Genomic DNA, 12,232 nt, shown 5'->3' on the forward strand with positions numbered 1-12,232 from the left:
GGCGGTTGATATTACTACTAGATATTGATATGGTCGTCATTAGATGACCATTGAATAAAAAAAGCCTAGTTACTCATCATGAGTGACTGGGCTTTTTATTGCATCAAATAGAACGGTAAAACATGAAATTTGATAAGCTGAAACTTTTACGTGTTTATAAACAGCTGTAATGGCAAGGCTGGCAAGTAATTTGCCTTAGTTTTATTACAGGCTTCATTACTGGTTCCATTGCTAGTATCAAGTGATAATACTTTATTTGCTAATAGCAAAATTGTCCAAGGTAGCAATTTATGCTCAAGTTTTTGTACACGTGCTTGTAAACTATTAGCCGTCTCTGTTTGGTTGATCTCTAGCAGCGCTTGAGTCAAAACAGCGCCTGCATCGAGCTTAGCAGTGACAACATGAATACTACAGCCATGGTGACGCTCACCGGCTTGAATAGCTCTTTGATGGGTATCAAGTCCCTTGTAAACAGGCAATAGAGAAGGGTGCAAGTTAATCATAGGCGCTGGCGCATTGTCGATAAATGGGCCACTTAACACACGCATAAAACCGGCTAACACTATTAAATCAGGTTGCCATTCAACAAGCTGTGCATTTGCATGAGTTTCAAAAGTTTTGATACCCATGCGTTTGCCGTTAGCCACGTGTGACAGTACCGCGACTGGAATATTAGCATCATCGGCACGTGTGATGGCATAAGCGTCATCACGATTGCTGATGACACCTACTATTTCAATCGGTAGTGCGCCAGCTTGCATGGCATCGATCAATACTTGCAAATTGCTACCACTGCCTGATACCAGAACGGCAATGCGTAATGGCTTGTTGGCGTGACTGGTATTATTGGCTAGCATTAACGGTACACCACTGCATCCGCTTCACGACTGACCATTTCGCCTAACTGCCATGCTTTTTCGCCAGCGTCATTCAATGTGTTGATAGCCGCTTCAGCTTTATCTTTAGGCACTACAATCACGAAGCCAACACCGCAGTTAAAGGTGCGGTACATTTCACTCTGCTCGATGTTACCTTGGGTTTGTAACCAAGTGAATAGTTCTGAAAACTGCCAGCTATTGGTATCGATGCTAGCGGCTAGCGTTTCAGGCAATACACGCGGTAAGTTATCTGTTAAGCCACCACCTGTGATATGTGACATCGCATGAAGGGCTGAACTACCAAGGGTATCTTGCAAAGCTTTGATGGCTTTAACATAGATACGAGTAGGGGCCATGAGTGCGTCTTGAATAGGCTGACCATCTAATTGTGCATCGCTAGTGGTGACATCAACGCCACTCACTTCGATGACTTTACGAACTAATGAATAGCCGTTTGAATGCGCGCCACTTGATGCTAGTGCAATCAGTACATCACCTTCTGCGACATTTTCACCAGTGATCACTTCTGCTTCTTCAACCACGCCCACACAGAATCCAGCTAGATCATAATCGTCATCTTGATACATGCCTGGCATTTCAGCTGTCTCGCCACCGATGAGCGCACAGTTTGATAATTTACAACCTTCGCCAATACCAGTGACGACAGTCGCTGCTACGTCAACATCGAGCTTGCCTGTTGCGTAGTAATCTAAGAAGAATAATGGCTCAGCACCGCAAACTAATAAGTCATTGACGCACATAGCGACCAAATCAATACCGATAGTGTCATGACGATTCAGTTGCAAGGCCAGTTTAAGCTTGGTACCGACGCCGTCAGTGCCCGAAACCAATAAAGGTGAGGTGTAACCGGTCGGAATACGACAAAGCGCGCCAAAACCGCCAAGTCCGCCCACAACCTCAGGACGAGAGGTGGCTTTTGCCACTGATTTAATACGTTGAACCAACGCATCGCCTGCATCAATATCAACGCCGGCATCTTTGTAGCTTAAAGAAGGCTTGTTACTCATGGTCATCTCACAAATTTTATAGGGAATGAAGGTCTATCGGTAGAAAAGCGAGTTGGTCGTGTTAATTCTGAATATAGTGGGCGCATTATACCCAAAAACGACCCACACTCGCAAAGCAACTTGTGGATATTTGGCTGATATTTAGTGAAGACTTGCTTTAAGTGGCAAATAAAGCGTCAAGAAACAAAAAATGACTGATTTTTAACGGTACTCTGCGATAATGGAAATCTAAATCTACTGTCAATAACTGTTTGCTATTAATGTGTTGTTACTCAATAACACTTATTTCAAAGCAATCATATCGCAACCTTAAATCAGCCTACGCCTAGGATAACTTGTTATGATGAACCAACCAATCGACCTCTTTTTTCGACGCTTATTTATCGTCGTTGCTATGGTGGTGGTTGCCTTTTTATTGTATTTAATGATGCCAGTCATTATACCGTTTGTCTTTGCCTTTGTACTCGCTTATCTATTCAATCCGCTGGTCAAACGTCTATCGAAATATATCAAACGCTGGATAGCGATTATCATTGTCTATTCGACCATTACTTTAGGAATGGTACTGCTGCTATGGTGGTTGATACCGACATTGTGGAATCAGTTACAAGCGGCGTGGGACTACTTACCCAAAGTGTTGAACTGGTATAACCAAGTGGTGCGAGAATGGTTTGTTAATAATAGCCGTATTAGTTTGCCTGAGCTGGAGTCAAAAGGGTTTTCTGAGACGCTAGTCGATTACATGCAAACGAATTATAAGTTTGAAGATGCCAGCACGATGATGAGCCATATTATTGCCTCAAGTATGAGCTTTATTAATAATGCAGGACTCATCGTATTAGTGCCTATTCTGACCTTTTATTTCTTATTCAATTGGGATCAGCGTTTACATACTTGGAAAATAGCGGTTCCAACGGCTTATAATGAAAAATTTGTTCAGATTGCCAAAGAGTGTGATCGTGCATTGATGGCTTTTATTAAAGGTCAGTTATTGGTGATGGTGCTGTTGGGTATGATTTATGCGGTGCAGTTGCAGCTCATTGGTCTTGAGCTTGGACTTATCATTGGTATGGTTGCGGGTGTTGCTAGCTTTGTTCCTTATTTGGGGTTTGGTATCGGTTTCATCGCTGCCATTACCGCATGCCTATTTCAGTTTGGACTAGACTGGACTTATCTGTCATTAATCGCTGGTGCATTTTTGGTTGGGCAGGCCGCTGAGGGTTATGTACTGCAGCCGTTGCTATTAGGTGATAAGATTGGTCTATCACCGCTATGGGTTATTTTTTCGGTATTGGCAGGGGCAAGCCTGTTAGGTTTCGTTGGTATGTTGATAGCCTTGCCTGTCTCAGCGGTGCTTAATGTATTGTTCCGCCATTTATACGCTTACTATCGTTCGACTGATTTTTATAAAGGTCGTAAGCAACTGGCTTTGTTTGAAAAGGATTAGATAATTTACTGTCAAATTAACGTGTTTATCATAAATTGGCAGTAGAATTATGAGAGAGATGAAAGGTGATTGATAAGGCTTAATAGGTAAAAGACTTGTCAGTCATTTTGCAAATATGTTATATATAGGCGCAGTGTTGATGGTATCAGTGGTTATTCGTTGGCAAAAGCCATTTTGATAATAGCAGTTCGACGATATGTCCATAGCCAAGAATATGGCAGACCAATACCGCAAGTTTGTATTAAGTCGTATTGAACACAGTAAAGTCAGTTCTACGACCGTTACGCCTCCTATTTTCCATTGTATTACGCAAAACGAGTTGATGATTCATGGCAGAAGCACAGCTAAGTCTCAATCTGGACATTAAGCATGATGCAAGTCTAAGCGACTTTGCCGGTCCTGGTTGGATGTCGATTATTGATGCAGTGCGGCAGTTACATGTCGGCCTGATAGGACAGCTGTATCTATTTGGTAGTCCTGCTACTGGTAAGTCTCATTTGCTATCAGCAATCTGTGAGTCGTTTATTGAGATGGACAAATCCGCAATCTGTTTGTCACTCAACGAGTTGATTCATGCCGATGTCCACGTGCTTTCATCTTTAGAGAACTTTGATCTGATCGCAATCGACGATTTAGAAGTCCTTGAGCAAAGCAGTCAGTGGCAAGAAGCTTTATTCCATTTGATTAATCGTAGTCGTGAAGGTCAGCGCCAGTTATTGTTTGCAGCCAATAAACCTGCTGATGATTTACCTTTTCAGCTGAGAGACTTATTGACCCGTTTGGCACAAGCGCCTACGTTCAAAGTACCGAATGGTCATGATCTGGCAGATCGTCAGGCATTATTGCAGTCTATCTTGCGTCGACGTGGCTGGCAGTTTGATGATCGAATTATTGACTATTTGCTTACGGAAGGACCGCACCGTATCGGGGCGATGATGGACGTGCTCAACTATATTCAGCCAATGTTTTCCAATCTTGGCCGCAACAATATATCCAAAGCAGTCATAAGTGATGCATTACGTACTATTGATGAACAGACACTAGCGGCAGAGCTAGCTGATATTGCGCAAGAGACGCAAGTAGATCATGACGCTGCAGATCAAGATCAACATACTATGCCATTCGACTTTTAGCCCTAAAAATACGAATATTTTTATCCAAAACGTTTTTACTATTAATGGAATCACTTATGAAACTCAATGCTTCTTTGCTAAAAAAAATGACTATCGGTACGTTACTTATTGGTGCTAGCTCTTTCTCTACGCTGTCGCAGGCAGAGGTCACTCTGCTAGTTGATGACTATATTAAGGTCACTGCGATTAATGGGCAGGAAATTCAGCAGAGTGCGTTTCAGCCGCTGACAAAAAAGTTCACACTACAGCCTGGACAACATGCTATCACTGCTAAGTATGATCGTCTATATAATCTACCTCGTGATGAGCATGACTATTTGCGTTCAGGTAACGTCAGTGTGATAGCACAATTGGCTGATAATCAAACCTATCGTTTGACTATGCCAAGTCAACCAGAAGAGTATAAAGCGGCTAGAGAATATGCCAAGCAGCCAACGCTTGCCGTACAGCAGAACAACACTATTATTGCCAGTCAGCAAAGTACAGGTAATAATCAAGGTGGGTTGTTTTCAGGTTTGGGCAAAGCGCTAGGTGGTGTGTTCAGCGGTTCTGGTGATGCTGAATTACAAAATCAGCGTGCGATTGCATCATTGGATCAGCCAGCGGTAGCGAGCCAAGGTACTGTACAGCAAACGACAAGCATAAATTCATCTAACAGTAATTTAGATCAATTTATGCAAATCTGGCTACAAGCCACACCTGCTGAGCGTGAAAAAATGAGTCAGTGGATTCAAAAATAAATTATCGTTTTTGTAAATGTACAGACGATAAAAGAGCACCTAATTAGGTGCTTTTTTATTGTCTGTACATTATCTCATTTTGGTCTGGCTGTTATTAGCCTAAAAATGCATTGTACATCCATACTAACTTCTCTTGCTCTTGTACATAGGCGTCGACAAGATCAGCTGACCCTTGGTCTTCGCTATCTGCTGCTAGAGTAGATACTTGACGCTGTTCTTCGATAAGCTCTTGTAAGCCTTTGACCACGCCTTTAACACAGGTCGTGCCGTCTTTGACATTCTTATCTTCGCTAATGCTTGTGTGTTGAGCAAAGTCGCTGTAAGCATGCAATGGCGTGCCACCTAACGTTAGAATACGTTCAGCGATTTCATCAATTTGTATTTGTAGTGAAGTATACAGCTCTTCAAACTTTGGATGTAAAGTGAAGAAGTGCTCACCTTTAACGTTCCAGTGATAGCCGCGTACATTAATGTAAAACATATGGTAGCTTGATAATAGACCGTTTAACTTAGCAATGACTTCGCTCATGTCTGCTCTTTCTAGACCGATTTGGTTAGTCTCATTATTACTCATGATATTATCCTTATAGTGTGAGTGTTGATGTAAAGATTAAATGAAGAAAGTTATAACTTTAACTTATTTATATAATCCAGTGCTTCTACTATCTTTCTTCTGATACCTATTATAATAACAAAGCATCATCGACAAGTTAAGTTTAATAAATACAATAATGCGATTGGTTTATCAAAATAGCTAAACCCTTTATCGTTCAATGAATGAGCAATAAAGAGCTATTTAATGCTTTATGCCGGTGGTTGTAAGTTCTCAGGATTTAATCCTTTGACTGCAACGAACTCTTCTAAATGCTGACGCACTGTGTCGATTGGAAATTTCTGTGCTTGCAGACGTTTAGGCACAATTTGACTGCCTTGCTGACCTTTCATTTCAAACATGATAAAGATGTAGTCATCAGTTTCATCCCAGCTTTTGACCGCAGACCATGGGATAACCGCTTGTTGAGTATTGCTCGCGCGCATTTGCATACCACGCATTTGCGAGTTTTTCATCAAATCAGGTTGATTGACGGGCATTGCCATCACTAAGCCATGTTTTTGTACACCCAGTTTCATCTGGCGCATTTCATCTGGCATTTCTTGGTCGGCAACTTGTTTTTCGAATTCTCTTTTGACATACCATTTAAAACCAAGGGTACGAACCAGTAAGTAAACCACCACTGAAACCAACATCAACCAAAAAATAATGGTTGAGTAGCCTGTTACAAAGACCAACCCTGCAATCGCTAATACCACGACTACTGCCATAATAATCCACTCTTTCGTTTTGATGCTTTTTAGACCAAAAGAAGGGCTGGCACTAGAAAATAGCTCGTATTGTGCTTGATGAAATTCTGCCTCAGTAAGGTTTAAGGCAACAGGTTGTAGCGTATAGGGGTACAAGGCCATAAAGGTTTCTCAAATACTTGTGTTAAAAGTGTTGGGTTTAAATCGCCAAAGTGAAGTAGCTATACGGCACTTGGCTGAAAGTGGAAAAAAGGTATGGACTTATCTTACCGAAAAGCGCTCTCAAATGAAACATATAAGCAGCTATGAATGTTGATAGTTGTCATATTATTGCCATTAAGCCGTATTATGAGGGTTTGTCGATTTTCAGAGCTGGTTATCAAGTTAAAAATCGCATGCCATTAATCATTAAAGTGATGGATGAAAGTATCGCCAAAACATGGTCAAACCTGTCGGGTCTTGGTATTATAGCGGCTACCACTTATTTTGATAAAACCAGCACCTTTAAAAACAGTACCTTTAAAGACAATATCTTTAAAAATGGTACCTTCAAAAATAATACTTTTAAAATTCTCACTCACTTTTAGCGTTACAGGCAACCATTATGATTGATCCAAAACTCTTACGCGGCGATTTAAGCGATTTACAACAGCAGTTAGCCACTCGTGGTTATGCACTTGACATGGATTTTTGGCAAACGGTTGAGTCCGAACGTAAATCTTTGCAAATCAAAACTGAAGAGTTGCAGTCGCGCCGTAATGCGGGTGCTAAGCAAGTGGGCGCTCTGAAAAAATCAGGTGAAGATGCCAGTGAGCTATTGGCCGAGATGCAGAATATCAGCGGTGAAATTAAAGCGGCTGAAGATGAATTGCGTACTTTGCAAGAACGCATCACTAAAGCTGGCATGCAAATCCCTAATATTCCAGCAGCGGATGTGCCAGTGGGTACATCAGAAGATGATAATGTAGAAGTGCGCAAGTGGGGCGCGCCGCGTACGTTTGATTTTGAGATTCAAGATCACACTTATATTGGCGAGACACTTGGCATGCTTGATTTTGAAGCGGCGACCAAGCTGACTGGTAGTCGCTTTAATGTGTTAAAAGGACAATTGGCGCAGATGCATCGCGCACTGATTCAATTTATGCTGAATACGCATACTATGAAGTACGGCTATCTTGAGACCTATGTGCCTTATATTGTGAATTCAGACAGCCTCAAAGGTACGGGGCAATTACCAAAGTTTGAAGATGATTTGTTTAAGCTGAAAAATCACACAAATAATGAAGACATGGACTTTTATTTAATTCCTACCGCCGAAGTGCCAATGACCAACTTGGTACGTGGCGAGCGTTTGGATATCAAAGAGCTACCATTGAAATTCACCGCGCATACGCCTTGCTTCCGTAGTGAAGCGGGCTCTCATGGGCGTGATACTCGTGGTCTGATCCGTCAGCATCAGTTCGAAAAAGTTGAGATGGTCAATATTGCCACGGCTGAGCAGTCTGATGAATTGCTAGAGGCAATGACTGGACAAGCTGAATATATCTTGCAGCAGCTTAATCTGCCATACCGCACCGTTCAGTTATGTACGAGTGATATGGGTTTTGCAGCACAAAAGACCTATGACATCGAAGTATGGTTACCGAGCCAAGATACGTACCGTGAAATCTCAAGCTGCTCTAACTGTGGTGATTTCCAAGCACGCCGCATGGGCACACGTGTCAAAGATGGCAAGCAAACCAGCCTAGCACACACGCTAAATGGTTCAGGTTTGGCAGTTGGTCGTACGCTACTGGCAGTCATGGAAAATCATCAAAACGCAGATGGCAGTATCACCATTCCAGAAGTATTGCGTCCGTTTATGGGCGGTGCTGAAAGAATAGAGTTGTAATAATAGTAACGTTATGAAGACATTGTCTACAATTGATCTGCTCAATTACTCACAACATCTCATCCATGGTCAAAGTAGTGGTGACGATTTGTTAGGCTTTGAAATAGATGCCAATGTGTTTTTCTGCTGTATGGAAAAAAATCTTGGTTGCGACTTTCTTTATCAAGAGCGCCATGATGATGCAAATTGTATGCTGACGTTGTGTTGCAGCTTTGCACATAATGTAAGCCATCAGCAAATAGCAGATTTTCTAGAGGAGAAATGGCTTCAGTATGTTTGCTATCAAGAATTTGAGAAACATCATATTGAAGTCGTTAACGATCAGTTGATTTTTTATTATGTGACCCGATCAAGTTCTGGACTAGGGGTAACAGGGAAAATTGTTGCCACTTAGTTTATAATGAGCCATCTATTTCAGTATCTAAGCAAATTTAGTTCAATAACTTTTTTCAATCAAATAAACTCTCCTTTAATCTTAGGACACTCTATGCCAGCTCCAATTAGCGAACGTAAATTAGCCAATGCCATCCGTGTACTGTCGTTTGACGCGGTACAAAAAGCCAACTCTGGTCATCCAGGTGCTCCGATGGGCATGGCTGATATTGCTGAAGTTCTGTGGCGCAAGTTTTTGAAGCACAACCCAACCGATCCACAGTGGCATAACCGTGACCGCTTTGTCTTATCGAACGGCCATGGCTCAATGCTTATTTACTCATTGCTGCATTTATCTGGTTATGATTTGAGCATCGATGATCTGAAAGGTTTCCGCCAATTGCATTCAAAAACGCCAGGTCACCCTGAGCTTGGCTACACACCAGGTGTTGAGACAACTACTGGTCCACTAGGTCAAGGTATTGCTAATGCCGTTGGTTTTGCTATCGCTGAAAAAACTTTAGCGGCACAGTTCAATCGTGATGGCCATAACATCGTTGACCATAACACCTACGCGTTTTTAGGTGATGGTTGCTTGATGGAAGGTATCAGTCATGAAGTGTGCTCATTGGCTGGCACGTTAGGTCTTGGCAAGTTAGTCTTCTTCTATGATGACAATGGCATCTCTATCGATGGTAATGTCGAAGGTTGGTTCACTGATGATACGCAAGCGCGTTTTGAGTCTTACGGCTGGCAAGTTATCAAAGTAGATGGTCATGATGCTGAAGCAATCACGCAAGCAACTGAACAAGCGCTTAAAGAGACTGCTAAACCAAGTCTTCTGATTTGCAAAACCACGATCGGTGCTGGTAGCCCGAACAAACAAGGTCTAGCAGCCAGTCATGGCGCACCATTGGGTGATGACGAAATCGCCTTGACTCGTGATGCACTGTCTTGGAAGCATGCTCCATTTGAATTAGATGATGAAATCTATGAAGCGTGGGATGCTAAAGCCAAAGGTGACGTACAACAGAAAAACTGGGATGCGGACTTTGACGCTTATAAGAAAGCCTATCCTGAACTGGCATCTGAGTTGTTACGCCGTCTAAATGGTGATTTGCCTGCTGACTTTGATAGCCAAGCACAAGCCTATATTCAGCAAACGCAAGAAGCGGGCGGCGATGTTGCTAGCCGTAAAGCCAGTCAAAACGCTATCAATACCTTACAGCCATTATTACCAGAATTGCTAGGCGGTTCAGCGGATCTAGCTGGCTCGAACCTGACGCTATTCAAAGGCGCTAAAGGCATCGAAAAAGACGCTGACGGCAACTATATCTATTATGGCGTGCGCGAGTTCGGTATGACCGCGATTGCCAATGGTATCGCATTGCATGGCGGCTTTATCCCTTACGTAGCGACCTTCCTGATGTTTATGGAATACGCACGTAACGCGGTACGCATGGGCGCACTCATGAAGCAGCGCGTCATCCATGTCTATACGCATGACTCTATCGGTCTAGGTGAAGATGGCCCAACGCATCAGCCAGTTGAGCAATTGACTAGCCTACGTACTACGCCAAATCTACGCACATGGCGTCCGTGTGATGCGACTGAATCTGCAAGCGCTTGGGTAGAAGCAATCAAGTCTGAAAACAACCCATCAGCGTTAATCTTTAGCCGTCAAAGCTTGCCACATCAAGCACGTGACAGCGAGCAAGTAGCGAACATCACCAAAGGTGGTTATGTACTTGCGAAAGAGCAGGGTGAGCTACAAGCTATCATCATCGCCACTGGTTCAGAAGTTGGCCTAGCGATGGAAGCATATGAAGCGTTGAGCGCAAATGGCGTTGGCGTCCGTGTGGTCTCTATGCCATGTGCTGAGATTTTCGTCGAGCAAGATGCTAGCTATCGTGAAGCCGTATTGCCTGCCAATATCCGTGCACGCGTCGCAGTCGAAGCCGCGCATGTAGATTACTGGTATAAGTTCGTTGGTCTAGATGGCAAAGTCATTGGTATGACCACTTATGGTGAATCTGCCCCTGCTAGTGATTTGTATAAAGAGTTTGGTATTACAACTGACGCTGTGGTTGAAGCGGTAAATAGTTTGGTGTAATAAATCTAACTTAGTTAGTGTTTAAAAAAAGCCATTAGAGAAATCTGGTGGCTTTTTTTATGATTGAAACGTTAATTTTAGATATAATTCTGCTTTTAGCTATTACCTATCGGCTTTGTCAACGGATTACGAATTATCTTTTCTATATGTTCTCCATCATTCGAACGACCATCTCACCTATGATTTTCAATGTTGATTTCATTAGCACTATAATTGCCTTAATCAAAGCTAAAAATTGTCTTAAGACGACTGTTTTGTGATAAATTAAGTCACTTAGATTTTTAATTTATTATATTTTATATATCTTATTTTACATGGACTTAAGTTTATATATTAGAGTTAATAAAGAAAGTACAGTAATTAAATCACCTTTATTTTTGAGTTAAGCAGTACTTGTATATATTAAAAATATACAAGTACTGCTATGTCAGGAGTCGAAATTTATGAACGAGAAAAAATACTTTACAAATGATAATGTAGAATATGAAGGTGGCTATCCTCAGTATTTATATCGGTATCGTTCTATAGATATAAATAATATAGACAGATTAATTAATTTTGAATTGAAGAATGAAAATATATTTCTAGCAGGTATGGGAGATCTAAACGATCCAAACGAAGGACGGTTTATTTCTGAGTTTTATAAAGACAGAAATGAGGTATTGAAGTACTTTGATAAGCACATGCCAAAAAATATACAATCGATATCTAAAAATATTAGCAGAGATGACTACATAAAACTATGCGTAGAAATGGTAGAGAATGGTGATTATAAGGTTATTGGAGAAGTTCCAAAAAATATAAGAGAAAAATTTGGAAAAATAATTAGGATAGCTTGTTTTACGGAAAAACCTCTTAATCTACCAATGTGGGCTCATTACGCTAAGTATGTAAATAATAATGAGTCTATCGATAGAGGTGGTTTATGTATAAAATACGAGGTTGGAGCAGGGTTAAAAAGTCTTAATTTGCATCCTGTTGTATACACTGATGAAAAACCTAAGGTTACAATTAGTTTAGAATTGAAAAAATTTCCGCTTTTAAATTTTTATAAAAAAACGAAAGATTGGCAATATGAAAAAGAATGGAGAGTGCTAAAAGCATTAAAGGATAGTATTCCATCTGATTCAGAAATTATTAACCATTCTAAGGTTAGTTTAAAGCCTACTATCTCTGAAGTAATATTCGGGGATAAAACTCCAAACGATATAATCGAAAATATCTGTAGTGAAGTCACTAAAAGTAATACTAATATAATATTTAGACGATTGGTTTGGAATGATACAGATCAAGAATTAAAGACAGAAATAATTACTACATCTATATAA

General features: G+C 41.2%; 12 protein-coding genes. 8 read left to right on the plus strand and 4 right to left on the minus strand.

What is annotated here, in order from left to right; genetic code table 11:
• Positions 1-146 precede the first annotated feature (146 nt).
• Together purN and purM are read right to left on the minus strand one after the other, a co-directional pair.
• Positions 147-857 carry a phosphoribosylglycinamide formyltransferase gene (gene purN, locus JMW61_RS07855; RefSeq protein ID WP_201550191.1) on the minus strand — a complete coding sequence of 237 codons (711 nt, stop codon included), beginning with the start codon at positions 855-857 and terminating at the stop codon, positions 147-149.
• Complete coding sequence (gene purM / locus JMW61_RS07860) at positions 857-1,906, minus strand: phosphoribosylformylglycinamidine cyclo-ligase (RefSeq protein ID WP_201550192.1); 1,050 nt, start codon at positions 1,904-1,906, stop codon at positions 857-859. The genes purN and purM overlap by 1 nt, the downstream gene beginning before the upstream one ends.
• Before the next feature lie 340 nt (positions 1,907-2,246).
• Between purM and JMW61_RS07865 the strand changes: the two genes are divergently transcribed.
• The 3 genes from JMW61_RS07865 (at position 2,247) to JMW61_RS07875 (ending at position 5,226) form a co-directional block, all read left to right on the plus strand.
• On the plus strand, positions 2,247-3,353 hold the full coding sequence (locus tag JMW61_RS07865) for an AI-2E family transporter (protein WP_201550193.1): 1,107 nt from the start codon (positions 2,247-2,249) through the stop codon (positions 3,351-3,353).
• Between the two features lie 329 nt (positions 3,354-3,682).
• Positions 3,683-4,486, plus strand: a complete 804-nt coding sequence (hda, locus tag JMW61_RS07870) for a DnaA regulatory inactivator Hda (protein WP_110923126.1) — start codon at positions 3,683-3,685, stop codon at positions 4,484-4,486.
• A 56-nt stretch (positions 4,487-4,542) separates the two neighbouring features.
• The gene (locus JMW61_RS07875) at positions 4,543-5,226 is read left to right on the plus strand and encodes a DUF2057 family protein (protein WP_201550194.1); all 684 of its coding nucleotides are present in this window, start codon (positions 4,543-4,545) and stop codon (positions 5,224-5,226) included.
• Between the two features lie 94 nt (positions 5,227-5,320).
• Here the strand turns inward: JMW61_RS07875 and JMW61_RS07880 are convergent, their stop codons facing one another.
• Both JMW61_RS07880 and JMW61_RS07885 read right to left on the minus strand, forming a co-directional pair.
• Positions 5,321-5,800, minus strand: coding sequence for a Dps family protein (locus tag JMW61_RS07880; protein WP_110923124.1), 480 nt, complete (start codon positions 5,798-5,800; stop codon positions 5,321-5,323).
• 230 nt (positions 5,801-6,030) lie between these two features.
• On the minus strand, positions 6,031-6,690 hold the full coding sequence (locus tag JMW61_RS07885; protein ID WP_201550195.1) for a YcxB family protein: 660 nt from the start codon (positions 6,688-6,690) through the stop codon (positions 6,031-6,033).
• A 233-nt stretch (positions 6,691-6,923) separates the two neighbouring features.
• Here JMW61_RS07885 and JMW61_RS07890 point away from each other — a divergent pair, with 233 nt between their 5' ends.
• The 5 genes from JMW61_RS07890 to JMW61_RS07910 all read left to right on the plus strand — a co-directional run bounded on the left by JMW61_RS07890 (position 6,924) and on the right by JMW61_RS07910 (position 12,232).
• Positions 6,924-7,115, plus strand: coding sequence for a hypothetical protein (locus JMW61_RS07890; protein WP_201550196.1), 192 nt, complete (start codon positions 6,924-6,926; stop codon positions 7,113-7,115).
• A 17-nt stretch (positions 7,116-7,132) separates the two neighbouring features.
• Positions 7,133-8,419 carry a serine--tRNA ligase gene (gene serS / locus JMW61_RS07895; protein WP_201550197.1) on the plus strand — a complete coding sequence of 429 codons (1,287 nt, stop codon included), beginning with the start codon at positions 7,133-7,135 and terminating at the stop codon, positions 8,417-8,419.
• Positions 8,420-8,432: 13 nt separating this feature from the next.
• The gene (locus JMW61_RS07900) at positions 8,433-8,813 is read left to right on the plus strand and encodes a hypothetical protein (RefSeq protein WP_197102864.1); all 381 of its coding nucleotides are present in this window, start codon (positions 8,433-8,435) and stop codon (positions 8,811-8,813) included.
• A gap of 93 nt (positions 8,814-8,906) precedes the next feature.
• The gene (tkt, locus tag JMW61_RS07905; protein ID WP_201550198.1) at positions 8,907-10,904 is read left to right on the plus strand and encodes a transketolase; all 1,998 of its coding nucleotides are present in this window, start codon (positions 8,907-8,909) and stop codon (positions 10,902-10,904) included.
• A gap of 443 nt (positions 10,905-11,347) precedes the next feature.
• Positions 11,348-12,232 carry a DUF2971 domain-containing protein gene (locus JMW61_RS07910; RefSeq protein WP_201550199.1) on the plus strand — a complete coding sequence of 295 codons (885 nt, stop codon included), beginning with the start codon at positions 11,348-11,350 and terminating at the stop codon, positions 12,230-12,232.

Source organism: Psychrobacter fjordensis, from assembly GCF_904845995.1.
Lineage (GTDB): Bacteria > Pseudomonadota > Gammaproteobacteria > Pseudomonadales > Moraxellaceae > Psychrobacter > Psychrobacter fjordensis.